The sequence below is a fragment of the Micromonospora matsumotoense genome, assembly GCF_050951065.1.
GTDB lineage: Bacteria > Actinomycetota > Actinomycetes > Mycobacteriales > Micromonosporaceae > Micromonospora > Micromonospora matsumotoensis.
Map to the genome: position 1 here is coordinate 1,848,222 of NZ_CP192025.1, position 26,767 is coordinate 1,874,988.

Annotated in this window: 20 protein-coding genes; 12 read left to right on the forward strand and 8 right to left on the reverse strand. The window is 73.6% G+C overall.

The window, feature by feature from the left end; all coding sequences use genetic code 11:
* Nucleotides 1–281 precede the first annotated feature (281 nt).
* Complete coding sequence (locus ACQP1S_RS08450; RefSeq protein ID WP_432904911.1) at nucleotides 282–662, forward strand: OB-fold nucleic acid binding domain-containing protein; 381 nt, start codon at nucleotides 282–284, stop codon at nucleotides 660–662.
* Entirely contained in the window at nucleotides 659–1,342 is a 684-nt protein-coding gene (locus tag ACQP1S_RS08455) for a DUF3159 domain-containing protein (RefSeq protein ID WP_432904914.1), read from the forward strand. The genes ACQP1S_RS08450 and ACQP1S_RS08455 overlap by 4 nt, the downstream gene beginning before the upstream one ends.
* A gap of 65 nt (nucleotides 1,343–1,407) precedes the next feature.
* Here ACQP1S_RS08455 and ACQP1S_RS08460 read toward each other — a convergent pair whose 3' ends face one another.
* Both ACQP1S_RS08460 and ACQP1S_RS08465 read right to left on the reverse strand, forming a co-directional pair.
* Nucleotides 1,408–2,097, reverse strand: coding sequence for a potassium channel family protein (locus tag ACQP1S_RS08460; RefSeq protein ID WP_363666719.1), 690 nt, complete (start codon nucleotides 2,095–2,097; stop codon nucleotides 1,408–1,410).
* A 3-nt stretch (nucleotides 2,098–2,100) separates the two neighbouring features.
* Nucleotides 2,101–2,766, reverse strand: coding sequence for a potassium channel family protein (locus ACQP1S_RS08465; protein WP_091249637.1), 666 nt, complete (start codon nucleotides 2,764–2,766; stop codon nucleotides 2,101–2,103).
* A gap of 161 nt (nucleotides 2,767–2,927) precedes the next feature.
* Here ACQP1S_RS08465 and ACQP1S_RS08470 point away from each other — a divergent pair, with 161 nt between their 5' ends.
* The 4 genes from ACQP1S_RS08470 (at nucleotide 2,928) to dxs (ending at nucleotide 9,980) form a co-directional block, all read left to right on the forward strand.
* Nucleotides 2,928–5,000 carry an APC family permease gene (locus ACQP1S_RS08470; protein ID WP_091249640.1) on the forward strand — a complete coding sequence of 691 codons (2,073 nt, stop codon included), beginning with the start codon at nucleotides 2,928–2,930 and terminating at the stop codon, nucleotides 4,998–5,000.
* Between the two features lie 245 nt (nucleotides 5,001–5,245).
* The gene (locus tag ACQP1S_RS08475; RefSeq protein ID WP_432904919.1) at nucleotides 5,246–6,619 is read left to right on the forward strand and encodes a class I SAM-dependent RNA methyltransferase; all 1,374 of its coding nucleotides are present in this window, start codon (nucleotides 5,246–5,248) and stop codon (nucleotides 6,617–6,619) included.
* A 13-nt stretch (nucleotides 6,620–6,632) separates the two neighbouring features.
* The gene (locus tag ACQP1S_RS08480) at nucleotides 6,633–7,880 is read left to right on the forward strand and encodes an anhydro-N-acetylmuramic acid kinase (protein WP_432904922.1); all 1,248 of its coding nucleotides are present in this window, start codon (nucleotides 6,633–6,635) and stop codon (nucleotides 7,878–7,880) included.
* A 144-nt stretch (nucleotides 7,881–8,024) separates the two neighbouring features.
* Nucleotides 8,025–9,980, forward strand: a complete 1,956-nt coding sequence (gene dxs, locus ACQP1S_RS08485; protein ID WP_432904925.1) for a 1-deoxy-D-xylulose-5-phosphate synthase — start codon at nucleotides 8,025–8,027, stop codon at nucleotides 9,978–9,980.
* 249 nt (nucleotides 9,981–10,229) lie between these two features.
* Here the strand turns inward: dxs and ACQP1S_RS08490 are convergent, their stop codons facing one another.
* Nucleotides 10,230–11,426, reverse strand: coding sequence for a hypothetical protein (locus ACQP1S_RS08490; RefSeq protein ID WP_432907890.1), 1,197 nt, complete (start codon nucleotides 11,424–11,426; stop codon nucleotides 10,230–10,232).
* Nucleotides 11,427–11,774: 348 nt separating this feature from the next.
* Here ACQP1S_RS08490 and ACQP1S_RS08495 point away from each other — a divergent pair, with 348 nt between their 5' ends.
* Nucleotides 11,775–13,646: a hypothetical protein gene (locus tag ACQP1S_RS08495; RefSeq protein WP_432907893.1), complete on the forward strand. Its 1,872-nt coding sequence runs from the start codon at nucleotides 11,775–11,777 to the stop codon at nucleotides 13,644–13,646.
* A 91-nt stretch (nucleotides 13,647–13,737) separates the two neighbouring features.
* Here ACQP1S_RS08495 and ACQP1S_RS08500 read toward each other — a convergent pair whose 3' ends face one another.
* Nucleotides 13,738–15,624, reverse strand: a complete 1,887-nt coding sequence (locus ACQP1S_RS08500; protein ID WP_432907896.1) for a hypothetical protein — start codon at nucleotides 15,622–15,624, stop codon at nucleotides 13,738–13,740.
* A gap of 126 nt (nucleotides 15,625–15,750) precedes the next feature.
* Between ACQP1S_RS08500 and ACQP1S_RS08505 the strand changes: the two genes are divergently transcribed.
* The 5 genes from ACQP1S_RS08505 to ACQP1S_RS08525 all read left to right on the forward strand — a co-directional run bounded on the left by ACQP1S_RS08505 (nucleotide 15,751) and on the right by ACQP1S_RS08525 (nucleotide 20,844).
* On the forward strand, nucleotides 15,751–17,037 hold the full coding sequence (locus tag ACQP1S_RS08505; protein ID WP_432904927.1) for a PQQ-binding-like beta-propeller repeat protein: 1,287 nt from the start codon (nucleotides 15,751–15,753) through the stop codon (nucleotides 17,035–17,037).
* The gene (locus ACQP1S_RS08510; protein WP_091249657.1) at nucleotides 17,034–18,308 is read left to right on the forward strand and encodes a PQQ-binding-like beta-propeller repeat protein; all 1,275 of its coding nucleotides are present in this window, start codon (nucleotides 17,034–17,036) and stop codon (nucleotides 18,306–18,308) included. Before ACQP1S_RS08505 ends, ACQP1S_RS08510 begins: the two co-directional genes overlap by 4 nt.
* Before the next feature lie 81 nt (nucleotides 18,309–18,389).
* Nucleotides 18,390–19,052 carry a response regulator transcription factor gene (locus tag ACQP1S_RS08515; protein WP_091249660.1) on the forward strand — a complete coding sequence of 221 codons (663 nt, stop codon included), beginning with the start codon at nucleotides 18,390–18,392 and terminating at the stop codon, nucleotides 19,050–19,052.
* A 40-nt stretch (nucleotides 19,053–19,092) separates the two neighbouring features.
* Nucleotides 19,093–20,295, forward strand: coding sequence for a sensor histidine kinase (locus tag ACQP1S_RS08520; protein ID WP_432904932.1), 1,203 nt, complete (start codon nucleotides 19,093–19,095; stop codon nucleotides 20,293–20,295).
* Nucleotides 20,296–20,457: 162 nt separating this feature from the next.
* Nucleotides 20,458–20,844, forward strand: a complete 387-nt coding sequence (locus tag ACQP1S_RS08525) for a VOC family protein (RefSeq protein ID WP_432904935.1) — start codon at nucleotides 20,458–20,460, stop codon at nucleotides 20,842–20,844.
* Nucleotides 20,845–20,924: 80 nt separating this feature from the next.
* Here ACQP1S_RS08525 and ACQP1S_RS08530 read toward each other — a convergent pair whose 3' ends face one another.
* From ACQP1S_RS08530 to ACQP1S_RS08545, 4 genes are all read right to left on the reverse strand, one after another.
* Nucleotides 20,925–21,638: a hypothetical protein gene (locus ACQP1S_RS08530; protein ID WP_091249671.1), complete on the reverse strand. Its 714-nt coding sequence runs from the start codon at nucleotides 21,636–21,638 to the stop codon at nucleotides 20,925–20,927.
* 240 nt (nucleotides 21,639–21,878) lie between these two features.
* A complete protein-coding gene (locus tag ACQP1S_RS08535; RefSeq protein ID WP_432904938.1) occupies nucleotides 21,879–23,123 on the reverse strand; it encodes a hypothetical protein in 1,245 nt (414 codons plus the stop codon).
* Between the two features lie 165 nt (nucleotides 23,124–23,288).
* Complete coding sequence (locus ACQP1S_RS08540) at nucleotides 23,289–25,358, reverse strand: 3-hydroxyacyl-CoA dehydrogenase NAD-binding domain-containing protein (RefSeq protein ID WP_432904941.1); 2,070 nt, start codon at nucleotides 25,356–25,358, stop codon at nucleotides 23,289–23,291.
* Between the two features lie 55 nt (nucleotides 25,359–25,413).
* On the reverse strand, nucleotides 25,414–26,607 hold the full coding sequence (locus tag ACQP1S_RS08545; RefSeq protein WP_432904944.1) for a thiolase family protein: 1,194 nt from the start codon (nucleotides 26,605–26,607) through the stop codon (nucleotides 25,414–25,416).
* Between the last annotated feature and the right edge of the window lie 160 nt (nucleotides 26,608–26,767).

The window sequence follows — 26,767 nt, forward strand, 5'->3', positions numbered from 1 at the left end:
CCGCGTCCGGCCCGGACCGCTGTCCGGTGGTGGTGGCGTCCCGGCACGGGGTCCGTCGGCACCCTCGTCGGGGTTGCGGCCGGAGACACCCCGGGCCGGGCGGTGGCGGCGGGGCGTCGGGCCGGGTGGCCTCCGGCCGGGCGGGTCGGGCGTCGGCCGGGACGGGCTCACCGCACCGACGCCGTCGGGGGCCGATCGGCGTACGCTGGCGGCACGGTCCCGCTCCGGGGTCGGGCAGCGCCGGTGCCGACCGGTCAGCGTGGAGAGGTGACGCGGAGGTCATGTCGACCGACGAGAGCCGGATGTCGCTCCGGGGCATCCTGCGCCGGTTCACCGCCAGCGAGGCCGAGATCGATGCACAGGAGCTACGCCGGGAGAGCGCCGAGTCCGGTGGCGTGCTGGCCCGTCAGTGCATGCGGGGGCAGGTGGTCTCGGTCGCCGGGCGGCTCCGCACGGTGGTCTACACGCCGCGTACCAACCTGCCTACCCTGGAGGCCGACCTCTACGACGGCAGTGACGTGGTCACCCTGGTCTGGTTGGGTCGACGGCACATCGTCGGCATCGAGCCGGGCCGGCACCTCACCGCCCGGGGCCGGGTGTCCGTCCGGGACGACCGCAAGGTCATCTACAACCCGTACTACGAGCTGGAGTCGCCGAAGTGACGACGGGACAGCCCCCGGCCACCGAGCCGCAGACCACCCCGGCGGACGACGAACAGCTGCCCAGCCTCGCCGAGCAGATGGCCGACCAGTTGGGCGGCTGGCGCGGGCTGGTCGAGTCCAGCATCCCGGTGGTGGTCTTCGTGCTGGCCAACGTGGTCGGGGAGCTGCGGCCGGCGGTGATCGCCTCGATCGGGGTGGCGCTGCTGATCGCGGTGGTCCGGCTGGTCCAGCGCCGCCCGGTCCGGCACGCCGTCAACGGGCTCTTCGGCGTCGGGATCGGGGCGGCCATCGCCTGGCGTACCGGGGACGAGCGGGACTTCTACCTCCCGGGCATCCTCTACGGCATCGGCTACGGCATCGCCCTGCTGCTCTCCGCGGTGATCCGGCAGCCCCTGGTGGGGTGGATCTGGTCGGTGCTGGTGGCCAAGGGGCGCTCCGAGTGGCGCGACGATCCCCGGCTGGTGCGCACCTTCACCCAGCTCACCGTGCTCTGGGGCGTGGTGTGGCTGGCCAAGGTCGGGGTGCAGGCCGGGCTCTACCTGGCCCACCAGGACACCGCCCTGGGGGTGGCCCGGCTCGCCCTCGGCTACCCGCCGTACGCGCTGCTGCTGCTGATCACGGTCTGGACGGTGCGTCGGGTGACCCGGGAATCCGCCCCCCAGCCGCTGCCCGGCGGCTGAGCCGGAGCATCCTGCGTCCGTTCGGCTGCGGGACGCCTGAGCTGGCCACCTGGCGCCGCGGCGGCTCAGGTCGCGCCCCGGGTCCGTTCCACGCTGTCCGGGCCGAGGATCACCGCGCGCACGTCGTCCTCCACCTGGGCGGTGCACACGAAGATCAGCTCGTCGCCGGCCTCTATCGGGTCGTCGGGGCTGGGCACCAGCACCCGCTTGCCGCGCAGGATCGCCACCAGCGCGGCATCCCGGGGGAGCGGCACGGCGTGGATCGGCTGGCCGACGTAGGGCGCGGTCGGCGGCAGGGTGATCTCCACCAGGTTCGCCTCGCCCTGCCGGAAGGTCATCAACCGGACCAGGTCGCCGACGGTGACCGCCTCCTCGACCAGCGCGGCCATCACCCGGGGCTTGCTGACCGCCACGTCGACGCCCCACTGCTCGTTGAAGAGCCACTCGTTCTCGGCCCGGTTGACCCGGGCCACCACCCGGGGCACCGCGAACTCGGTCTTGGCCAGCAGGGACACCACCAGGTTGACCTTGTCGTCGCCGGTGGCGGCGACCACCACGTCGCAGCCCGCGACGTTCGCCTCCTCCAGGCTGGCCAGCTCGCAGGCGTCGGCCAGCACCCAGTCGGCGGTGGGCACCCGGTCCGGGCGCAGCATCCGCGGCTGCCGTTCGATCAGCATCACCTGGTGGCCGTTGTCGATCAGCTCCTGGGCGATCGACCGGCCCACGTTGCCGGCACCCGCGATGGCGATCCGCATGGCTCAGTGCCCTCCTTCGGGCGGCGTCGCGGCCACCGCGGTGACCGAGGCGGCGATGTCGTCGGTGACCAGCACGTAGAGCTGGTCACCCTCCTGTACGACGCTGGAGGCGGTGGGCAGCATGCCGATGCCGAACCGGGTCAGGTACGCCACCCGGGTCCCCGCCGTCTCCTCCAGTTGGCGCAGCGGCCGACCGATCCAGTCCTTGTGCACCGGCACCTCGATGATCGACACGGTGCTGGTCGGGTCCCGGAAGATCTCCACGTTGCCCTCGGGGACCAGGTGGCGCAGCATCCGGTCGGCCGTCCAGCGGACGGTGGCGACGGTGGGGATGCCGAGCCGCTCGTAGACCTGGGCCCGGCGCTGGTCGTAGATGCGGGCCGCGACCCGGGAGACGCCGAACGTCTCGCGGGCCAGCCGGGCCGAGATGATGTTGGAGTTGTCGCCGCTGGAGACGGCGGCGAAGGCGTCCGCCCGCTCGATACCGGCCTGGCGCAGCACCTCGCCGTCGAAGCCGGCGCCGGTGACGATGATCCCGGCGAAGTCGGGGCCGAGGCGGCGGAACGCGTCGGCGTCCTGGTCGATCACCGCCACCGAGTGCCCCCGGGACTCCAGGCTGTGGGCCAGCGTCGAGCCGACCCGCCCACAGCCCATGATCACGACGTGCACGGTGTCCCTCCCAAGGTGCGCCTGCGTCCCGGCGACTGTCGTCTGCGAGCCTGCCACGTCCACCCGGCCGACGGGGGACCGAACCGTACCGCGCCGGGGCGTGGGAACGGGATCAGGCACCCCCCGGCGGCCACCATCCGGTGGTCGTACCCTTAGCGCTTGTGGCCAGTCCCACCTCGCTGCTGAAGCGACTCCTCGTCGGTCGACCGTTCCGGTCCGACCGGCTCCAGCACACCCTGCTGCCCAAGCGCATCGCCCTGCCGGTCTTCGCCTCCGACGCGCTGTCCAGCGTCGCGTACGCCCCGGACGAGATCCTGCTGACCCTGTCCATCGCCGGGGCGTCGGCCTTTCTGTTCTCCCCCTGGATCGCCCTCGCGGTGGTCGTGGTCATGCTGACCGTGGTCGCCAGCTACCGGCAGAACGTGCACGCCTACCCCTCCGGCGGCGGTGACTACGAGGTGGCCACGGCCAACCTGGGCCCCCGGGCGGGGCTGGCGGTGGGCAGCGCGCTGCTGGTCGACTACGTGCTCACCGTCGCGGTGTCGGTCTCCTCCGGGGTGGCCAACCTCGGCTCGGTGGTGCCCTTCGTGGCCACCCACAAGGTGCTGGTCGCGGTCACCGCGGTGGTGTTGCTCACCGCGATGAACCTGCGTGGGCTGCGCGAGTCCGGCACCGCGTTCGCCATCCCGACGTACGGCTTCGTGATCGTCATGGGCGGGATGATCCTCACCGGGCTGGTCCGGTACTTCGTCCTCGGCGACGACCTGCGCGCCCCCAGCGCCGGGCTGGAGATCCAGGCCGAGCACAGCGTCGCCGGTTTCGCGCTGGTCTTCCTGCTGCTGCGTACCTTCTCCTCCGGCTGCGCCGCGCTGACCGGGGTCGAGGCGATCTCCAACGGGGTGCCCGCGTTCAAGGCCCCGAAGAGCCGCAACGCGGCCACCACGCTGCTGCTGCTCGGCACCATCTCGGTCACCATGTTGGTCGGCATCATCTGGCTGGCCCGGCTGACCGGCCTCCAGTTCGTCGAGGACCCACAGACGCAGATCCTCTCCGGCCCCGACGGGTACGTGCAGAAGACCGTCACCACCCAGCTCGGCGAGACGGTCTTCGGCGGCGGGTCGGTGCTGCTCTACGTGGTCGCCGGGATGACCGCGCTGATCCTCTTCCTGGCCGCGAACACCGCGTTCAATGGGTTCCCGGTGCTCGGCTCGATCCTCGCCCAGGACCGCTACCTGCCCCGGCAGCTGCACACCCGGGGCGACCGGCTGGCCTTCTCCAACGGCATCGTCTTCCTCGCCGTCTTCGCGATCGTGCTGATCGTCGGCTTCCAGGCCGAGGTGACCCGGCTGATCCAGCTCTACATCGTCGGCGTCTTCGTCTCGTTCACGCTCTCCCAGGCCGGGATGATCCGGCACTGGAACCGGCACCTGCGCCACGAGCGGGACCCGGAGGCCCGCCGCCGGATGTTCCGCTCCCGGGCGATCAACGCGTTCGGCATGGCGATGACCGGCACCGTCCTGGTCATCGTGCTGCTCACCAAGTTCCTGCTCGGCGCGTGGATCGCCATCGCCGCGATGGCGGTGATCTACGTGCTGATGCTGGCCATCCGCCGGCACTACGACCGGATCGCCGCCGAGCTGGAACCCACCGAGATACGCGGCGTGCTGCCCGCCCGCAACCACGCCATCGTGCTGGTCAGCAAGCTGCACCAACCGACCCTGCGGGCCATCGCGTACGCCCGCGCCACCCGGCCGGACACGCTGACCGCGGTCACCGTCAACGTGGACGAGAAGGACACCCGGCAGCTCCAGCAGGAGTGGGAGCGGCGCGAGGTGCCGGTGCCGCTGACCGTGGTCGACTCGCCGTACCGGGAGATCACCCGGCCGATCCTGAGCTTCGTGGCCAACACCCGCCGGGAGTCGCCGCGCGACGTGGTCACCGTCTTCATCCCCGAGTACGTCGTCGGCCACTGGTGGGAGAACCTGCTGCACAACCAGAGCGCGCTGCGGCTCAAGGGTCGGCTGCTCTTCGAGCCGGGCGTGATGGTGACCAGCGTGCCCTGGCAGTTGGCCTCCACGGCGACCAAGAACCTCGACCGGCTGGACGAGACGCTGAGTCGTACCCCCGCCCGGGGGCCCCGGGTCGCGCCGCACAGCACCCTGCCGCCGCCCGTCCCGCCGGTGGCCGCCGCCCCGCCGGGCGAGCCCGGCCCGTCGACCGGAGACCGCCCGTGACCGCCCGCCCCGGCCCCGCCCGCCCCGTCACCACCGCCCGCACCGCCCCGACCCGGTCCGACGCGCCCCGATCGGCCGCGACCCGGTCCGACGCGGCTCGGTCTGACGCGGCTCGGTCTGACGCGGTCCGGTCTGACGCGGTCCGGTCTGATGCCGTCGGGTCTGATGCGGTCCGGTCGGCTGGTCCGTCCGGTGGTTCCGGGCAGGAGCGGGGCCCCGGGCTGGAGGAGGCCGAGCGGGTCGAGTTGACCGTCGACGCGGTCGCCCCCGGCGGGCACTGCGTGGCCCGGGTCGACGGCCAGGTGGTCTTCGTCCGGCACGCGCTGCCCGGCGAGCGGGTGGTCGCCGAGGTGACCGAGCTGCACCGGGGCTTCGCCCGTGCCGACGCCGTCGAGATCGTCGAGGCGGCACCGGAGCGGGTCACCCCGCCCTGCCCGTACGCCCGGCCGGGTGGTTGCGGCGGCTGCGACCTCCAGCACGTGGCCCCGGCCGCCCAGCTCGACTGGAAGAGGGCCGTGGTCCGCGAGCAGCTCACCCGCCTGGGTGGGCTCACCGATGCCGAGATCGACGCGTTGCGGGTCACGGTCGAGCCGTTGCCCGGGGGACCGCTGGGCTGGCGGTCCCGGGTCCGCTACGCGGTCGACGCCGCCGGCCGGGCGGGGCTGCTCAAGCACCGCTCGCACGAGGTGGTGCCGATCGACCGCTGCCTGATCGCCCACCCGGCGATCCAGCAGCTGCCGGTGCTCGGTCGGCACTGGCCGACGGCCGATTCGGTGGAGGCAGTCGCCTCGACCGGCGGGGACGTCGTCGTCACCGCCCTGGCCGACGGGGTGCGCACCCGGGTCGACCTCTCCGGCCCGCCGCCGGCCGTCGACGTCCCGGGCGGGCCGGTGGTGGCCGAGGCTGACGTCCCGGGCGGGCCGGTGGTGGCCGAGGCTGACATCGTGGGCGGGCCGGTGGTGGTCGAGGCTGATCTGCCGGGCCGGCCGACGGCCCAGGTCGACGGGCCGGTCGGGTCGGCGGCGGTCGAGGTCGACGGGTCGACGCCGGTGCGGGAGGTGGCTGCCGGTCGGGATTGGACGCTGCCGGCCGAGGGCTTCTGGCAGGTGCACCCGGCTGCCGCTGACACCCTGGTCGACGCGGTCCTCGACCTGCTCGCCCCGCAGCCCGGCGAGTCCGCCTGGGACCTGTACGGCGGGGCCGGCCTGTTCGCCGCCGCGCTCGCCGGCCGGGTCGGCCCGGACGCCCGGGTCACCATGGTCGAGTCCGCCGCCGAGGGGGTCGCCGCCGCCCGGCGGAACCTGGCCGACCTGCCCCGGGTCGAGGTGGTCGCCGCCCGGGTGGAGACCGCGCTGGCCCGCCGTCGGGTCACCGGCCCGGTCGACCTGGTGGTGCTCGATCCGCCGCGTACCGGTGCGGGCGCGGCGGTGGTCCGGGACATGATCGCCGCCAGTCCCCGGGCGATCGCCTACGTGGCCTGCGACCCGGCCGCCTTCGCCCGGGACGTGCGCACCTTCGCCCGGGCCGGCTGGCGGCTCGCCGCGCTGCGGGGCTTCGACCTGTTCCCGATGACCCAGCACGTCGAACTGATCGGCCTGTTCCTGCCGCCGTCGCGCTGACTAACCTGGCCCGATGAAGATCGTCGGGCTGATGTCGGGCACCTCGTACGACGGGGTGGACGTGGTCGCCGCCGAGTTCACCGCCGTCGGGGAGACCCTGCGGATGCGTCCGTTGGGGCACCGGGAGCTGGGCTACGACGAGGAGCTGCGGGAGCGGATCGGGGCGGTGCTGCCGCCGAACCCGACCACGATCGAGGCGGTCTGCCGGCTCGACAACGCCCTCGGCGCGGTGTTCGCCGACGCCGCCGCGCTCGGCGTCGCGCTGGCCGGCGGGCACGCCGACATGGTCGTCTCCCCCGGGCAGACCGTCTTCCACTGGGTCGACGGGGGCACCGTGCACGGCACCCTCCAGCTCGGTGCGCCGGCCCGGGTCGCCGCCCGGGTGGGCGTACCCGTGCTGTCGGACCTGCGGTCGGCGGACGTCGCGGCCGGGGGGCAGGGCGCCCCGCTGGTCCCCGCCTTCGACGCCCTGCTGCTCGCCCCGGGCGACCCCGACGCGGGCCGGCAGCACGGCGGTGGCGGTGGTGCGGGCGGGCGACCCGGCGGTGGGGGCGGGCCCCGGGGGTCGGCCGGCAGCGGGGTACGGGCGGCGCTCAACCTGGGCGGCATCGCCAACCTCACCGTGGTCGCGCCGGACGCACCCGTGCTCGGGTACGACGTGGGCCCGGCCAACGCCCTGCTCGACGCGGCGGCCCGCCGGTTCCTCGGCCGGCCCTGCGACACCGACGGGGCCAGGGCGGCGGCCGGCCGGGTGCACCCCGGACTGCTGACGCTGCTGCTCACCGAGCCCTACTACGCGGCGGCACCGCCCAAGTCCACCGGCAAGGAGCTGTTCCACCCCGGCTACCTCGACGAACGGCTGGCGGGGCTGGGGGAGCCGGTCGCCCCGGACGACGTGTTCGCCACGCTGACCGAGCTGACCGCCCGGACGGTGGCCGCCGCCTGCGCGCGGCACCGGGTGACCGAGGTGGTGGCGGCCGGTGGTGGGGTGCGCAACCCCACCCTGTGGGGTCGACTGGCCGCCCTCGCCGCCGACCGCTGGGTGCTGCGCACCACCGACGAACTGGGGGTGCCCGCCCAGGCCCGGGAGGCGTACGCGTTCGCCCTGCTCGGCTGGCTGTCCTGGCACGGGCTGCCGGGCGCGCTGCCCTCGGTGACCGGCGCCCGACGGGCCGCCGTGCTGGGCTCCTGGACCCCGTCCGGGCCGCCGCACCGGGTGACCGGGCAGGTCCCGCCGCGCCGGTTGGTCGTGCAGCGCTGAACGGGCCGTCCGGGCCGGCCAGCCCTGGGCGGGCGCGTCCCACCCGGGGCTGAGCTGGCTGCCTCAGCGGGTGACCTGGGCTCCCACCTGCGGTGATCCACGGCCGGGCTGCGTAGTGGGCGGCGGCCGATAGACTCTCTCGTCATGAGTGTTGAAGAGGACACGGCCCACCACGGTCGGCTGCTGGGCACCGTCCGTGGTCCGCAGGACGTGAAGCGGATGACCGGCGAACAGCTGGACATCCTCGCCGCCGAGATCCGTGACTTCCTGATCGCCAAGGTCTCCCGCACCGGTGGGCACGTCGGCCCCAACCTGGGGGTGGTGGAGCTGACCCTGGCCATGCACCGGGTCTTCGACTCCCCGCGCGACCGGCTCCTGTTCGACACCGGCCACCAGTCGTACGTACACAAGATCCTCACCGGCCGGCAGGACGGCTTCGACCAGCTCCGCCAGCGCGGTGGCCTCTCCGGCTACCCCAGCCAGGCCGAGAGCGAGCACGACCTGATCGAGAACTCGCACGCCTCCACCGCCCTGTCCTACGCCGACGGGCTGGCCAAGGCGTACGCCCTGCGCGGCGAGCAGCGCAGCGTGGTGGCCGTGGTCGGCGACGGCGCGCTCACCGGCGGCATGTGCTGGGAGGCGTTGAACAACATCGCCACCTCCGGCAACCGGCTGGTGATCGTGGTCAACGACAACGGCCGGTCCTACTCGCCGACCATCGGCGGCCTCGCCGACCACCTGTCGTCGCTGCGGCTCAACCCCGGCTACGAGAAGGTCCTCGACACGGTCAAGGACGCCCTCGGCAACACCCCGTTCGTCGGCAAGCCGATGTACGAGGTGCTGCACGCGGTCAAGAAGGGCATCAAGGACGCGGTCGCCCCGCAGGCGATGTTCGAGGACCTCGGCATCAAGTACGTCGGCCCGGTCGACGGGCACGACATCGTCGCCGTCGAGTCGGCGCTGCGCGCGGCGAAGAACTTCGGCGGCCCGGTGATCGTGCACGCGGTGACCCGCAAGGGCTACGGCTACCGCCCAGCCGAGGAGGACGAGGCGGACTGCCTGCACGGTCCGGGCGCCTTCGACGCCGAGACCGGCAAGCTGCTCGCCGCCCCGTCGGTGAAGTGGACCCAGGTCTTCGCCGACGAGTTGGTCGCCATCGCCGACGAGCGGCCCGACGTGGTGGGGATCACCGCCGCGATGGCCGAGCCGACCGGCATCGCCACCCTGGCCCGCAAGCACCCCCACCGGGTGTACGACGTGGGCATCGCCGAGCAGCACGCGGCCACCTCCGCGGCCGGCCTGGCGATGGGCGGCCTGCACCCGGTGGTGGCGGTCTACGCGACCTTCCTCAACCGCGCGTTCGACCAGGTCCTGCTGGACGTGGCGATGCACAAGCTGCCGGTGACCTTCGTGCTGGACCGGGCCGGTGTCACCGGGCCGGACGGGCCGAGCCACTACGGCATCTGGGACATGTCGGTCTTCGGGGTGGTGCCGGGCCTGCGCATCGCCGCGCCCCGCGACTCCGCCAGCCTCCGCGAGGAGCTGCGGGAGGCGATCGCCGTCGACGACGGTCCCACCATCGTCCGGTTCCCCACCGGCACCGTCGCCGCCGACCTGCCGGCGATCCGCCGGGTCGGCCCGGTCGACGTGCTGGCCGAGTCGGCGCGTACCGACGTGCTGCTGGTGGCGGTGGGCTCCTTCGGGCTACTCGGCATGGAGGTGGCGTCCCGCCTCGCCGAGCAGGGCTACGGCGTCACCGTGGTCGACCCGCGCTGGGTGCGTCCGGTGCCGGCCGAGCTGGTCGAGCTGGCCGCCGGGCACCGCCTGGTGGTCTCCGTCGAGGACGGCGTCCGGATCGGCGGCGTCGGCGACGCGCTGGGCCAGGCGATGCGGGACGCCGACGTCCGGGTGCCGCTGCGCGACCTGGGCGTACCGGCCGACTGGCACCCGCACGGCACCCGCGCGCAGATCCTCACCGACCTGCGCCTGACCGCACAGGACGTGGCCCGCGACGTCACCGGTTGGATCTCGGGCCTGGACGGCGACACCCCCTCGGTGGAAACCGTCCGCCTCCCCGCCCGCGACACCACCCCCAACTGACCGAACCCCACCCCCATCTCCGACGCCTGGAGGGCGGTCACGGCAACGCCGTGACCGCCCTCCAGACATCCCCGGTCCAGCCCAGCCCCCCGCTCCCCGCCCGCGCTCCCCGCGCCTGCTCTCGCCCCCGCTCCCGCCCCGGTGATCAAGAGGTTTTGGTCAGGGGGAACGGTTCTGGTGACGTAAACCTCTTGATCACCGGGAAACCGCCGGGGGCGTGGGGCCGGGCGGGGGTGGGGGCGGGTGGGGTCAGCGGCCGCCGGCGGAGCGGTAGTAGGTCTTTTCGGCGGTGGCCAGGCTGAAGGTCTGCCGGGCGGCGGGCATCGGGACGACCACCAGGCCGGGGCGGTCCACCAGTCGGGGGGTGCCGGGCGGCACCGACAGGGACGCGTCCCGGTTGCCCCGCCAGGTCAGCACCACCAGCGGCTGCCCCGGCACCGGCAGCACGTACGTCTGGAGCGGGTTGGACCGGTCGGCGGGGGAGACCACCGGCCTGCCGTCGCCGGCCGGGCGGTAGACCACCGCGGTCATCGTCCCGGCGCCGGTCTCCCAGGTCAGCTGCTCCAGGTCGCCGGGGTCGGCGCCGCCGCCCAGCATCATCTCACCGATCGCCCGGACGGCCACCTTCTCCATCGGCCACGACTCGGGCGCCGACCGGGGTGCGTCCCGGTCGCCGATCCGGCGCGGGATGCTCCCGAACGGCCCCTGCTCGTCGGCGAGCATGCAGGTGTCCAACCCGTCGAGGGCCCGTCGGCCGGAGCCGGTCTCGTCGCGGACCAGTGGGTATCTCGGGTCGGCGGTGGCGACGCCCAGGTCGAGCAGCCGGTCGGCGGCCCGGCCCCGGGGCAGCGACTCGGTGGCCCGCAGGGTGGCCGTCACCGGCACCGCCCGGCAGTCGGGCACCTGCACCTTGGCGGTGAGCCCGTCGGTCAGCATCAGCGCCCGGCCGTCCGGGCCCAGCAGTCGCTCCACCCGGCCGGAGGTCAGGTAGCGCCGGCCGTCGGGCAGGTACAGCGGGAGCACGTCGGCGTAGGTGAGGTAACCCGGGTCGGTGTACTCGCTGGCCCGGGTCACCTCGTACCGGCCTGCCCGGCCGGTGAGCTGGAGCAGCCAGGAGGCGCTCTCCCCGGGCACGTCTGCGGCGACCAGGGCCAGCGGGACGCCGTCGACCTCACCGGACCAGAGGATGCCGGAGGACGGCAGGTGGGCGCGGTCGTCGATCGGTGAGCGCCAGGCACGGACCGCCGCGGTCACCGCCGCGGTCGCCGTGGTGTCCCCGGCGAGCGATCCGCGTGGCGGCCACACCGCGAGGGTACCGTCCAGACTGTCGTAGCCGACCCGTAGCTCGCGGGCCTGACGTTCGGCGACCGGGCCGCAGGCCGGGACGGCCAGCAGCAGGCCGAGCAGCGCGGTGACCGTGGTGCCGCGACGACGAACCGAAGCCACCTGTACGCCCCCGATCGCGTCGCCGTCGTTGTCGGAAGCCCACATGGTACGCAACGCCCGGTGACGCCCCGCAGCCGTGTCCCCGATGACCACAAGGGACACCAGAGTGAATTTCGGGCCATTTCTCGGCTCCGGTAGACTCCGCCGACTGTGACGTCTGCCGAGCCCCGTGGCGCCTCCGCACCGGCCCCCGACGACTCCGAGGGCGCTGCCCGCGGCACGACGGCCACCGCGACAGCGCCCCCACCCGAGACCCTTACCACCCCTGACGACCTGCGCACCACCGGCGCACCGGCACCCGTCGACCGGACCGTCGAGGCGGTGCCGGTCGACGCGCCACCGGTGGGGATGCCGCCCGTCGGGGCAGCCGGTGAGTCGGGAGCCGACGACGGCCGGGGGGCGGCGGTGGTCGTACCGGCGCGGGGGGTGGCCGACACGGACGGTGACGGCGCGACGCCGCCCGCGTGGTGGCGGCGCTGGCGCTGGACGGCCCGCCGCAAGGACCTGGTGGTCTACGGCATCTTCCTGGTCGTCGCGCTCTGGGTGACCAGCCGGATCTGGATCGACCCGGCCGGCCGGGTGGCCTCGCTCTACAGCAGCGACCCGGCGCAGGTGCAGTTCTTCCTGGCCCACTCGGTGCGGGTGGTGCTGCACGGGGAATTCCCGTTCTATACCGACCAGTTCAACTTCCCCGACGGCGTCAACCTGATGGCCAACACGGCGGTGCTGGCGCTGGGCATCCCGATGGTGCCGATCACGCTGCTCTTCGGACCGGCGGTCTCCTTCGTGGTGCTGGTCACCCTCGGGCTCGCCGGCACCGCCGCCGCCTGGTACCACGTGCTGTCCCGGCACCTGGTGCGGCGACGGCTCGCCGCAGCGGTCGGCGGCTGGTTCTGCGGGTTCTCCCCGGCGATGCTCTCGCACGCCAACTGGCACCCCAACATCATCAGCCAGTTCCTGCTGCCGTTCATCGTGTGGCGGGTGATGGTGCTGACCCGTTCCACCCGGCCGCTGCGCGACGGCCTGCTGCTCGCCGTGCTGGTCACCGGTCAGGCGTTCATCAACGAGGAGATCCTGCTCTTCACCGCGCTGGCCTGCGGCATCTTCCTGATCGCCATGGTGGCCCAGCGGCCGGGACTCTGGTCGGCGGCGTGGCGGCCCCTGGCCAAGGGGGTGGCCGCCTGTGCGGTGCTGGCCGGGGCGCTGCTGGCGTACCCGCTCTACATCCAGTTCGCGGGGCCGATGGCGTACCACGGGCTCAGCGACGCGGTGCAGGACTACGGCAACGACATCGCCGCCTTCTTCGCCCCCGGCTCACCCACCTTCGGCGGCAACGAGCGGGCCAACGTCAACCTGGCCCCGAACTACTCCGAGGAGAACGCCTTCTTCGGCTGGAGCCTGTCGCTGATCGCCGTCGGCATCGTGCTCTGGCTGCGCCGCGAACGACTGGTCCGGGCGCTCGCCGTCACCGGCGCCTTCTTCGCGCTGCTCTCCCTCGGCGAGCGGATCTCCTGGTGGGGGCGGGACCTGGTCACCGGGCCGTGGGAGCTGCTGGTGCGGTTGCCGCTGCTGGACGCGGTGGTGCCCACCCGGTTCGCCCTGATCACCTCCGTGGTGATCGGCATGCTGCTGGCGCTGGCCGTGCAGCGGGCCTGGACGCTGCGCGGCGCGCAGTGGCGGCACGCCAAGACCGTCACGGTGGCGGCCCTGGTGCTGGCCCTGCTGCCGATCGTGCCGATGCCGCTGAAGGTGACCTCCCGCCCGCCGGTGCCGGACTTCATCACCGCCGACCGTTGGCGGGAGTACGTCGGACCCGGGCAGACCCTGGTGCCGGTGCCGGTGCCCAGCATGGGCAACACCCACGGGATGCGGTGGGCGGCGGCCACCAACCTGGACTTCAAGATCCCCGGTGGCTACTTCCTGGCCCCGCGCAACGGCAACACCGGCGACCCGGGGCGGTTCGGCGGGCGGCCCAGTGGCATCGGGCAACTGCTCGACGAGGTGGCCACCACCGGGCGTACCACCAAACTGGACGACCGGCAGCGTCGGCGCAGCCTGGACGAGCTGCGGCACTGGAACGCCGCCGTGCTGGTGCTGCCGTTGCGCCAGCACAACGCGGAGCCGTTGCGCCGGACCGTCGAGCAGTTGGTGGGCCCCGCCCGCCGGGACCTCGACGTGTGGGTCTGGGACGTCCGGCCGCTGTCCGCCCGGACCGCCTGAACCCACCCGCCGGCCCCGGACCACCTGGGCCCACTCGGGTGGCCCCGGACGGCCTGTGGCGCTCCGCCGACCCGGGTCGGGGTCGGCGGGGTCAGTCGACCAGGGGGCGGACGTCCCAGAGCCAGACGTCGTCGACCCGTTGCGCCGGGCCGAGCAGGCCGGTCATCAGGTCCCGCAGCACCGCCTCGCGCGGATGGGCGCCCAGCACCACCACCGACGCCTTCCAGAAGCGCAGATCCGTCACCGCCTGCCGACGGTTCTCCTCGGTCAGCGCGGGCACCGTGCCGGCGTCCATGGTGGCGTAGATCAGGGTGCTGGTCGGCCGGTTCGGGGCGCCGAAGACGCCCTGGTCCAGCTCGTTGGGGCCGATGAAGTAACCGCCGGGCACCGGGAACTCGTGCCCGGTCAGCGCGCTCCACCGCAGCGTGGGCAGGCCGTGCACGTTGCTCGGGATCGGCACCGGCACCAGGGTGCGCCCGGCCGGGACGTACGGCCGCCAGCCGCCGGCGGTGATGAAGTGCGGCGGCAGGTCCATGTGCTGCGCGGGCAGCGGACGGGGGAACAGCGGCAGCACCGCCAGCGCGATCGCCGCGTACCCGACCGGGCGGATCCAGGGGCGGCGGGCCGGCGGCCCCGACGGGGCGGTCGCGACGGTCTCCCCGGCCACGGTGTCGTCGGCGGCGGTGCGTGGTGCGGGCACCCGGGGCCGGCCGGGGCCGCCCACCGCGTCCCAGGCCAGCGCGAGCAGGACACCGACCGCGCCGGTCACCACCAGGGTCAGCCGGGTCGGCATCATCATCTCGACCAGCGGCAGATCATCCGAGATGTACGCCCACGGCCCGTCGATGGTGGTCTCCACCCCGTTGAACCGCACCTTCGGGCCGACCGCCGCCACGGTGAAGACCACCACCAGCACCCCGGCGATCCGGGCGGCCAGCGAACGCCGCCAGAGCAGCACCAGGGCGGCCAGCGCGACCAGCACCAGCGGCCAGCCGAACCAGGTGTTCTGCTCGGTCAGGCCGATGGTCTTCTCCACCGCCTCGTCCCCGGCCACGGTGTCCCGGGCGAAGGTGACGAAGGCCATCAGGTCCTCGCCCCAGTTGTGGAACACCCCGCCCTGCAACCCCCGGTAGGACTGCGGCCCGTTGAACTGGTACCAGATCGGGTACGCGGTGAGCAGCAGCGCCAGCCCACCGCCCAGCCCGAGCGCGGCCAGGAAGCCACCGACCCGCGCGCGGGCCTCGCGGGGCCGCTGCACCACGTACGCCGCCACCGCCACCAGGCAGGCCAGCGCGGTCAGCAGCAGCATCTCCTCGTTGATGAAGATCTGGTACGCCACCAGCAGGCCCAGCACCAGGCCGTCGCGTCGCCACCGGCCGGGCCGGCCCAGCCGCAGCACCCGGGCCACGATCACCGGCAGCAGGAAGTTGGAGACGAAGTTGGGCTGCCCGTTGGCGTGGTGCACGATGCCCGGCGCGAAACCGAGGAACGCCCCGCCGACGAACGCGCCGGCCCGCGAGCGCACCAGGTGCCGGGAGAGCATCCAGTACGAGGTGGCCGCCGTCGCGGCCAGCGCCCCGCCCAGATAGAGCGCGTAGGTCACCTGCGGGCCGAACAGCAGCGTGATCGGGGCCAGCGGGATGGTCATCCCCAGCAGCGAGGTGTTCGCCATCATGTTCACCCCGTCCGGGGCGTTCTGCCGGGCGCTGAACAGCGGGTTCTCCAGGTGCCGCACCGAGTACGCGCCGTGGGTGAACAGCCACTCGAACCAACTGTGGTCGGTCGGCAGGTGGGACGACACCCGGTGCTGCACGTCCACCCAGTAGTTCAGGCACACGAGAACGCCGATCAGCACATAGGCTCCGATGGCGAGCGCGTCGGCCCGGCCCGGCCGTCGGCGGGGCCGCCCGTGCGGATCGGCCGGGTCGGGCACGACGACGTCGGGCGCGGATGTCGGGTTCAACGAGGGATCTACCACCGGCACGGCCACGACGGGCCATCGTACAGGCGGCGACCGGCCCCTCCGGTGACCCGGTGGGTGGCGATCCGCGTCCACCGAAGGGCGGTGCGGTCGGCGGGGTGTGGCGGTCGAAAGAGGGTGCGCGTGACGGTCATCGATCTGGGTGAGCTCCGCGACGCCGAGCCGGAGCCGCCCGGTCCCGCGCCCCGGGCCGTCGGCCGGCCGCTGCGACTCGCCGCGGTGCTGGCGTTCACCCTGCTGGTGCTGACCGCCGCCGCGCCGGTGGAGCACCGGGCGGCCTTCGTGCTGCCGGCCTCGCTCGGCACGTCGGTGCTGCTCCACGACGGGGAGGTCTTCCTGCACGCCCCGACCGGCGATCCGACCGCCCCGGGTCGGTTGAGCGCCTGGACGATCCCCACCTCACCCCGGGCGCGGCCGGTGCGGCGGTGGCAGGTGTCGGTGCCGGTGACCAGCGGGTCCGGGACGCTGCGCCGGCACGGCGACCTGTTGCTGGTCACCGGCACCGCCGGCGGACCGGACGGGGCGTACCGGACGTTCGCCTACGACCGGGAGACCGGCCGGCTGCGCTGGCAGCGGACGGGGGGTGGCGAGTCGGCAGGAGTCGACGTGCTCTTCTCCGAACTCGGTCCGGAGGGGCCGATGACTGTCCACTCCGTCGATCCGTCGACCGGCCGGACCCGCTGGTCGGCGTCGATGTCGCCGGCAGCCACCCTGTACCGGACGGCGGCCGACGGTGTGGACCGGATCGTGACTGTGAAACCGCCCGGCCCGGTCGAGGTCTGGGACGCCCGGCGCGGGGTACGTCTGCACCGTGCGCAGCTCGACCACGAGGGAACGCCGTCGAACACCGGGTTCGAGATCGTCGGCGACCTGCTGCTCGCCGTGCAGGCGAACACCGGCCGACTCACCGGGTACGGCCTCGACGGGCTGGACCGTCGATGGGAGGTGCCGTTGACGACGCCGGTGTTCTTCACCCCGTGCGGGTCACTGCTCTGCGCGCTCGGCGAGGCCGGCGGGGTACGGGCGTTGGACCCGGCGACCGGGCGGACGGTCTGGCAGGACGCCCGTTGGGGGTTCGACAGCGAGGTGTACGGCGGTCGGGTGGCGGCGAGCAGCCTGGGTGGGGGCGGCTGGCATCCGCTGGTGGTGCTCGACGTCGCCTCCGGGCGGCAGGTCGCCGACCTGGGCATCTGGAAGCTGGTCCGGCCGACCACGCCGGCCGGGCCGGGGCTCGGGATGCGGCCGGCCGGTGAGGGTCGGATGGTGGTCGCCGACCTGGACGTGGCCGCCGCGCGGGTCCGGGTGCTCGACGTGCTGCCGGCCGTCTCCGGTGACTGCCAGACCGACGCGGAGTTGCTGCTGTGCCGGCTGGTCGACGGCACGTTCGGGGTCTGGCGGCTGCCCCGATGACCGTGATCGACCTGGGTGAGGTGGGTCACCCCGACGAGCCGACGCCCCCGGCGCCGCGCCGGCCCCGGTTGCGGCGTTCGGCCGGCCACCCGGCGTCCGTCGCCCTGATCGTCCTGGTGGTGCTGCTCACCATGGCCGGCGCGGCACCCGGGCCGACCCGGTTGGCCCCGGTGCCCGTGCCGGACGTGCCGGAGCCCAGTCACCTGATCGTCGGCGGCCTGCTGGTGCTCGCCTACCCGTCGGCCCTGTCACCTGCCGGCAGCCGGCAGCTCACCGCGATCGACCTGGCCGACGGGCGGGTCCGCTGGGAGGTGTCGCTGTCGCCCCGGCACCAACTGGTGGTGCTGGAGGGGGTCGGCGACGACGTCGTGGTCACCACCGACCCTGGCGGCGAACCGGTCTCCATGGTGCTCGACCACGCCGACGGGCGGACCCGGTGGCGGCAGCCCGGGGTGGCGGTGCCGGCCCGGGACGGCGGGTTGCTGCTGGAGGACCTCCACGTCGACCGGCTGGCGGTGCGCGGGGTCGACCCGGCGACCGGCGCGGCCCGTTGGACGGTCACCGCCGGGGCAGCCACGGTCGGCTACCGGACGGGGGTGCGCGGCGTCGAGGAACTCGTCGTGGTGACCAGCGCCGGCCGGGCCGAGGCGTACGACGTCGGCACCGGCGTGCGCCTGCTCGCCTTCCCGGTGCCACCCGCCCGGGGCGACCACCACCACGTGGCCCAACCGGTCGGTGACCTGCTGCTGGTCGACGGGGAACCGGGTCTGCTGGCCGGGTACGACCTGGCGTCCGGCCGGCGGCGGTGGGACACGCCCGTACCGACGTCGGACGGCTGGTCCGTGCGGCCCTGCGGCGACGCCGTCTGCCTGGGGGCGTCGTTCGGGACCCGGGTGCTCGATCGGGTGACCGGCCGGGAGCGCTGGACCTCCGACTGGTGGGCTCCGGTCGAGTCGGTCGCCGGCCGGATGATCGGGGTCAGCGCCGACGGGCAGCAGGGGTTGGCGCTGCTCGACGCGGCGACCGGCCGACCCGTGGTCGAGTTGGGCCGGTGGGAGGTGGTCCACCAGTGGCAGCCCACCGTCCCGCTGCTGGTCGTCCGGCCCGCCTCCGGCGACCGGCAGGTGCTGGCCGAGCTGGATCCGACCGACGGCACGGTACGGGTCCGGGACGTGCTGCCCGGGCGGTGGGACGCCTGCTGGCACCGCCAGGGGGTGCTGGTCTGCTGGCGGCAACGCAACACCCTCGGGGTGTGGCGGATGCCGGGCTGACGGTGCCCCGGACGGCCCTCCTCCGGTCGGCCGTTTGGCCGACGGGGCTAGGTTGTCGGACAGGTCGGCGAGGAGGTCGGGATGCGGGTGCTGGTGGTCGAGGACGAACGGAACCTCGCCGACGCGATCGTGCGGGGGCTGCGCAAGCGGGGGATGGCGGTCGACGTGGCGTACGACGGGGACGCCGGCCACGAGGCCGCCTTCGTCACCCGGTACGACGTGGTGGTCCTCGACCGGGACCTGCCCGGGATGCACGGCGACCAGATCTGCGCCGAGCTGGCCGCCTCCGGCACCCTCACCCGGGTGCTGATGCTGACCGCCAGCGACACCGTGGCCGACCGGGTGGCGGGGCTGGGCCTCGGCGCGGACGACTACCTGCCGAAGCCGTTCGCCTTCGACGAGCTGGTGGCCCGGGTGCAGGCGCTGGCCCGGCGGGCGACCCCGGCTGCCCCGCCGGTGCTCCAGGTGGGTGACGTGGTGCTCGACCCGGCCCGCCGGGTGGTCACCCGGGCCGGCGCCCCGGTCGACCTGACCAACAAGGAGTTCGGGGTGCTCAGCGAGCTGGTCAAGGCGCGCGGCGCGGTGGTCTCCAGCGAGGAGTTGCTGGAACGGGTCTGGGACGCCAACACCGACCCGTTCACCACCATCGTCCGGGTCACCGTGCGGACCCTGCGCAAGAAGCTCGGCGATCCACCGTTGATCGAGACGGTGGTCGGCGCCGGCTACCGGACGGTCAGCCCGTGAGCGCGAGGAGCGAGCCGGGTGCGCGGGCCGGGGTGGGTTCGTGACCCGGCGGTTGCGGCCCACCCTGCGGCTGCGGTTGACGCTGCTCAACGGGGTGCTGCTGGTCGGGGCCGGGGCGATCCTGGTGACGCTGGCCTGGCTGCTGGTCCGGGACGCGCTGCGGCCCACCGACGAGCTGCGGCCGGGCACCACCGTGCTGCTGGCCGACGGGCGCTCGCTGGATGCGGCGGTGTGGCAGGACCAACTGGTCGCTGCCGCCTCCGACGAGCTGCTGGTCAAGGGCCTGCTGGCGTTGCTGGCGATCAGTGTGGTCGGGGTGGCCGGGGCGTACTGGGTGGCCGGCCGGACGCTGCGCCCGCTGCACCAGGTCACCGCGACCGCGCGTCGGCTCGGCGAGACCACGCTCGACCAGCGGATCGGCTGGTCGGGGCCGGACGACGAGGTGGCCGAGCTGGCCCGGACCTTCGACGCGATGCTGGACCGGATCACCGCCGCCTTCGAGGCGCAGAAACGGTTCGTCGCCAACGCCTCGCACGAGCTACGGACCCCGCTGGCGGTGATGCGTACCGAGATCGACGTGACACTCAGCGACGACGAGGCGGACGCCGCCGAGTACCGCCGGATGGCCGTCGTGGTCCGGGACGCCTCGGAGCGCGCCAACGGTCTGGTGGACGCGTTGCTGGTGCTGGCCCGGAGTGAGGCTCAGAAGGGTCGACTGCTGGCCCGGCGTACGGAGTGTGACCTGGCCACCGGGACCGCCAACGCGTTGTCCGCCATGTCGCGGGAGGTGGAGCGGATCGGGCTGCGGGTGCAGTCCTCACTGCGACCGGCCCCGGTGACCGGGGACCCGGGCCTGCTGGACCGGCTGGCCGGGAACCTGATCGAGAACGCGGTGCGCTACAACCACCTGCACGGCCGGCTGTGGGTGCGTACCGGCACCGACGGGCGCTCCTCGTGGCTGGTGGTGCGCAACACCGGTTTCGAGGTGGACCAGGCCGACGTGCCGGGGCTGTTCGAGCCGTTCCGCCGGGGTGGGCGGGAACGGACCGGGGCCCGGGGTTCCGGGCTGGGCCTGTCCATCGTCCGGGCGGTCTGCGACGCGCACGGTGGGACCGTGCAGGTCACCGCCCAGAAGGGTGGGGGACTGGAGGTGACCGTCACGCTGCCGTCGGCCGACCAGGTCCCGACCGGTTCCGGCCGGGCCGAGGCACACCGGCAACACCCCGGTCCTGGTCGGATATAACGGCTTGCCGGCCGGTCGGCTGGCTGCAAGGATCATCCGGTCGGCCCGAGTCCGGGAGAGGGGGTGCGGTTGATGTCCACCATGACCTGTCCCGCGCCCCGCACCGCCCACCGCTGACACCGCACGTCGCGGGGCGCGTCCCACTGCTTCGGAGGCAGACCCGTGAGCGTACGAATCCACAACCTGAGCATCGACTGTCGTGACACCTACGCCCTGTCCGGTTTCTGGGCGCAGGTCTTCGAGTGTCCCCGCCAGCCCGACGACCTCCCCGGCGACCCGGAGGCGATGCTCCTGCCCGAGGGTGGGCCGGAGGTGCTCTTCCTGGCGGTGCCGGAGGGCAAGGCGGTGAAGAACCGCCTGCACCTCGACCTGGAGCCGGTCGACCGGACCCGGGACGAGGAGGTCGAGCGGCTGCTGGCCGTGGGTGCCGTCCACGTCGACGACCAGCGGCGGCCGGACGGCACCGGCTGGGTGGTGCTGGCCGACCCGGAGGGCAACGAGTTCTGCGTCCTGCGCAGCGCCGCCGAGCGGGCCGCCACGACCGGCTGACGGGTCGCGTACCCCGCCGTTGACGGCACAGGCCCCGTCCACCCTCGGGTGGACGGGGCCTGTCGGGGCGACCGGTCAGGTCAGCCCTTCTTCTCGATCTGCCCGCGCATCGTGACGAACTCGGCCTTCAGGTCGGCGGCCGACTTGTAGTACTGCACGATCATCCCGACGCTGCCCCGGTCGGCCCAGATGCAGACGCCCAGCGGGACACCCTCGCTCTTGCCGTCGCCGCACTTGGCGTCGCCACCGAGCGGACCGGCGTCGACGGCCGCCATGTTGGTGACGTTCAGCTGGGTGGCGATGCCGCTGACGGCGTCGTCCAGCTCCTTCTTCGGGTCGGCCATCACGCCGGACGCGGCGGCGATCATCAGCAGGTCCCGCTTGGCCGGGTCGCCGTAGAAGGCGCCGGCGGTGCTCGTCTCGTTCTGCACGGACTTCTTCATCTCGGTGACCAGCCCGTCGGCGACCGCCTTCAGCGCCGGATCGGTCACCTGCGGGCGTCCGGCCAGGGTGGCCGGGGCGGAGACCGTCGTGTTGACGGCGTCCACCGCCTCCTTGACGTCGTCCTTGAGGGCGAAGGCGGCGATGGCGGCGCCACCGAGGCAGAGCACCAGCAGCACGGCCAGCACGATCAGGACGATCTTGACAGGGGACCGCTTCTTGACCGGCGGCGCGGGCGGGCCGGCGTACGACGGCGCGCCGAAGGCGTCCGGCTGCTGCGGTGGCGGGTAGCCGCCCTGGGGCGTACCGCCGTCCTGCGGGGAAGCGTGCGGACCGGTCGGGGGCTGGGACATGAGGTCGACTCCAGAACTTCGTGGGTAAGGCCGGATGATCTTAGCCAGAGGGACCGACAACCATCGCCCCGCGCCGTCGCTCCGTGGCGCCGTTGCCCCGCCGCTCCGCGTCGGCCGGGGCCGTCGGCGGCAGGTCCGCCTCGAGTCGGATCGATGCGGCCGACGGTGCGCGGTCGCGGGGTGGACACGGAGGCGGCGGTCACCGGGTCCACGTGGACCCGGTGACCGCCGCCCGACGGATCAGTCCCGCTTCTCGATCTGGCCCCGCAGGGAGGCGAACTCGGACCTCGCCTTGGCCGCCGAGGAGAAGTACATGACGATCATGCCGACGCTGCCGTGGTCGGCCCAGACGCAGACGCCGAGCGCGATGCCGGACGCCTTGCCGTCGCCGCACTTCGCCACCCCACCCAGCGGGCCGGGCTCGATGGTCGACATCTTGGTGACCGCCAGCGAGCTGGCCAGCCCCTTGACCGCGTCCTCCAGCTCCTGCTCGGGGAGGATGACCGGGCCGGACGCGCCGGCCATCATCACCATGTTGCGGCGGGTCGCGCTGCCGTAGAAGGCACTCACCGCGCCGGTCTCGTTGCGGACCTCGGACTTCATGTCGCGGACCATCTGGTCGGCGATCCGGCGCAGCTCCGGGTCGGTGCTCTTGGACCGGCCACCGAGGGTCGTCGGCGTCACCAGCCGGATCGGGCCGGGGTCGTCAACCTCATCGGAGGGGGTTGGGTCGGGGGTCGGGCTCTCCGTCTCGACGGGGGTGGGGCTGGGGGTGGGCGAGGTGGCGGCGGTGGGCGTCGGCGTCGGCGTTGTCGGATCGTCGTCGCTCAGGGCGACCCAGGTGAGACCGCCGCCGCCGAGGCAGAGCACCAGCAGGCCGGCGAGCCCGAGCGTGAGCAGCAGCGGCAGCTTCGACCGCTGCGGCGCGGGGCCGTGCGGCATCCCCGGCGGGGAGCTGTACGGCGCACCGCCGAAGCCGGCGTACTGCTGCGGGGCGGGCTCCGGGTAGCCACCGGGCCGGGGTGCGCCCGGGTAGCCCGGCTGCGGGCCGGGGTAACCGGGCTGGGGGGCTCCCTGGTAGCCGGGCTGCGGGGCCGCCGGGTAGCCGGACTGCGGCGCGCCGGGGTAGCCGGCGGGCGGGCTGGACTGCGGCATGCCGGGATAGCCGGACGGCGGGGTGCCGGGCGGGCCGGACTGCGGGGCGGCGGGGTAGCCACCCTGCGCCGGGTCGGGCTGCGACCAGCCGCCGTACTGCGGACCGGGATAGGGATCGGCCGGCGGACCGGACTGCGGGTCGGCCGGCCAGCCGCCGGGCTGCGGGGTCGGTGCCGCCGGGTACGGCGTGGTGGGCCAGCTGCCACCCGGCGGCGGGGTGTGCGGACCATCGGGCGGTGCGGACGGGCCGTCGGACGGAGGCGGGTAGTGACCGGTGGGCGAGCCGTGCTCCGGCTGCCCGGACCAGGGATCGACCGGCGGTGTGGTCATCAGATCAGCTCCAGGCGAGGGTGAGAACGCGTGATCGTAGCCAGACGGAGCCCGGCCGCGCAGCCCCCCGAGTCTGACGAGGGTACGCAAACGGCGATCGCGGTGGCACGACGCCCCGGGGGAGGACGTCGCCGGCCACCGCGATCGCGGGGGAGCGGGGATGACTCAGTCGCGCAGGCTGGCGACCCCACGCGGCAGGAAACGCTGCCCGGTGACCCGCTCGGCGGTGCCGGTCCGGTCCAGGTACGGCGTGACCCCGCCCAGGTGGAACGGCCAACCGGCCCCGAGGATCATGCACAGGTCGATGTCCTGCGCCTCGGCGACGACACCCTCGTCGAGCATCAGCCGGATCTCCTGCGCCAGCGCGTCGAGCGCGTTCTGCCGGACCTGCTCGCCGCTGATCGGCTGGTCACCGACGACGAGCAGCTTGGCCACCTCGTCGTTGATCCGGTCTTCGACGACGATCGGCTGACCCGATTCGGCGATCCGCCGGAGGTTCTCGCTGACGACGAACCGGTCCGGGTACGCCGCGTGCAGGGTGCCGCCCACGTGGTAGGCCACGGCCGGCCCGACCAGCTGGAGCAGGGCGAGCGGGCGCATCGGCAGCCCCAGCGGGTCCAGTGCGCTGTCCGCCACGTCCAGCGGGGTGCCCGCGTCGACGGCGGCGAACACGGTGCCCAGGAAGCGGGTGAGCAGCCGGTTGACCACGAACGCCGGGGCGTCGGAGACCAGCACCGACGACTTCTTCAACTGCTTGCCCACGGCGAAGGCGGTGGCCAGGGTGGCGTCGTCGGTCCGCTCGCCCCGGACGATCTCCAGCAGCGGCAGCACGGCGACCGGGTTGAAGAAGTGGAAGCCGACCACCCGCTCCGGGTGCTCCAACTCGGCGGCCATCGCGGTGATCGACAGTGACGAGGTGTTGGTGGCGAGCACCGCCTCCGGCGAGACGATCTTCTCCAGCTCGGCCCAGACCTGCTTCTTGACGTCCAGGTCCTCGAAGACCGCCTCGATGACGAAGTCGGCGTCGGCGAAGACGGACTTGTCGACCGAGCCGGAGACCAGGCCGTACAGCTTGGCGGCGGTGCCCTTGTCCATCCGGCCCTTGCTGACGGCCTTCTCGATCTGGGTGTGCACGTAGCCGACGCCCTTGTCGACCCGCGACTGGTCCAGGTCGGTCAGGACGACCGGCACCTGGAGGCGGCGGGCGAACAGCAGCGCGAGCTGGCTGGCCATCAGGCCGGCGCCGACGATGCCGACCTTGGTGACCGGCCGGGCCAGGCTCTTGTCCGGCGCGCCGGCCGGCCGCTTGGCCCGCCGCTGCACCAGGTCGAAGGCGTACAGGCCGCTGCGCAGCTCCTCGGAGAAGATCAGGTCGGCCAGCGCCTCGTCCTCCGCGGCGGTGCCGGTGGCGAAGTCCGCGTCCTTCGCCGTCTCCAGCAGGTCCAGCGCCCGGTACGCGGCCGGGACCGCGCCGTGCAACCGCTGGTCGAGGGTCTGCCGGGCGAAGTACAGCACGCCCGCCCACATGTCCTTGTCGACCTCGGGTCGGGTGACGGTGACCGCGCCCCGAACCACCCCGGCGGCCCACTCCAGGGACCGCTCCAGGAAGTCGGCCGGCTCCAGCAGCACGTCCGCGATGCCCAACTCGGCGGCCTGCTTCGGCTTGAGCATCTTGTTCTGCATCAGCGGGTTCTGGATGATCACCTGGGTGGCGGCGGGGATGCCGATCAGGTTCGGCAGCAGCTGGGAGCCGCCCCAGCCGGGGACCAGGCCGAGCGAGACCTCGGGCAGGGCCAGCGCCGCCGCGCCACCGGACAGCGTCCGGTAGTGGCAGTGCAGGGCCAGTTCCAGGCCGCCGCCCATCGCCGCGCCGTTGACGAAGGCGAAGGTCGGCACGGTGCTGTCCTTCAGCCGGGCGAAGACCCGGTGGCCGAGCCGGCCGATCTCCAGCGCCTGCGCCCGGTCCGCGAGGGTCGGCAGGCCGACGATGTCCGCGCCGACACAGAAGATGTACGGCTTGCCGGTGACCGCGATGAACGCCGGCTCCGCGGCCAGCGCGGCGCTGATCGCCTCGTCGAGGCTGGCCAGTCCGGCCGGGCCGAAGGTGTTCGGCTTGGTGTGGTCGAGACCGTTGTCCAGGGTGATCAGGGCGGCCGGCCGGTCCAGCCCCGGCACGCTCACCTGACGCAGCAGCGCCCGGGTGACGACCTCGTTCGGTGCGACCAACGCGCTCACTGGGTCTTCTCCGTTCGCGACTGCGGGACTCGCAAACCCGGCTCGTTCCTCGCGCTCACTTGACGCCCTCCCAGTTCGGGTTCTCCCAGATGACCGTGCCGCCCATGCCGATGCCGATGCACATCGCGGTGACGCCGTAGCGGACCTCGGGGTGCTCGGCGAACTGCCGGGCGAGCTGGGTCATCAGCCGTACGCCGGAGGAGGCGAGCGGGTGACCGATGGCGATCGCGCCGCCCCACGGGTTGACCCGGGGGTCGTCGTCGGCGATCCCGAAGTGGTCGAGGAAGGCGAGCACCTGCACGGCGAACGCCTCGTTCAGCTCGAACAGGCCGATGTCCTCGATGGTCAGCCCGGCGATGCGCAGCGCCTTCTCGGTCGACGGGATCGGGCCGATCCCCATCACCTCGGGTTCGACGCCGACGTAGCCGTACGACACCAGCCGCATGGCGACCGGCAGGCCCAGCTCGCGGGCGGTGGCCTCGTCGGCGAGCAGGCTGGCGGTGGCGCCGTCGTTGAGGCCGGCCGCGTTGCCGGCGGTGACCTTGCCGTGCGGGCGGAACGGGGTCTTCAGGGTGGCCAGCTTCGCCAGCGAGGTCTCCCGGGGCGCCTCGTCGGCGGTGGCCAGGCCCCAGCCGCCCTCGGCGTCGCGGATCGCGACCGGCACCAGGTCGTCCTGGAGCTTGCCGTCGGCGTACGCCTTGGCGGTCTTGAGCTGCGAGGCGAGCGCGAACGCGTCGGTGCGCTCCCTGGTGACGTGCGGGACCCGGTCGTGCAGGTTCTCTGCGGTGGCCCCCATCACCAGGGCGGACGGGTCGACCAGCTTCTCCGCGATGATCCGCGGGTTGGGGTCGACGCCCTCGCCCATCGGGTGCCGGCCCATGTGCTCGACGCCGCCGGCGATGGCGATGTCGTACGCGCCCATGGCGATGCCACCGGCGACGGCGGTCACGGCGGTCATCGCGCCGGCGCACATCCGGTCGACGGAGAAGCCGGGCACGGTCTTGGGCAGGCCGGACAGCAGGGCGGCGGTGCGGCCGATGGTGAGGCCCTGGTCACCGATCTGGGTGGTGGCGGCGACGGCCACCTCCTCGACCCGTTCCGGGGGCAGCTGGGGGTTGCGGCGCAGCAGCTCACGGATGCAGCGGATCACCAGATCGTCGGCGCGGGTGTTGGCGTACATGCCACCCGCCTTGCCGAAGGGGGTACGGACACCGTCGACGAAGACGACATCCCGAACTTCTCGGGGCACTTGGAGCCTCCTCTTCGACCACGACCCGGCCGCAGCGCCGCGGACGGCGGCACGCGGCGGGCGAGGGTCGGCCGGCACTGGCGTTTCCCGAGGAATGCTACTCGCCAGTAACCATGGCCGTCACCACCCCTGGTGTGGCCCACACCACACCCGGCCCGTC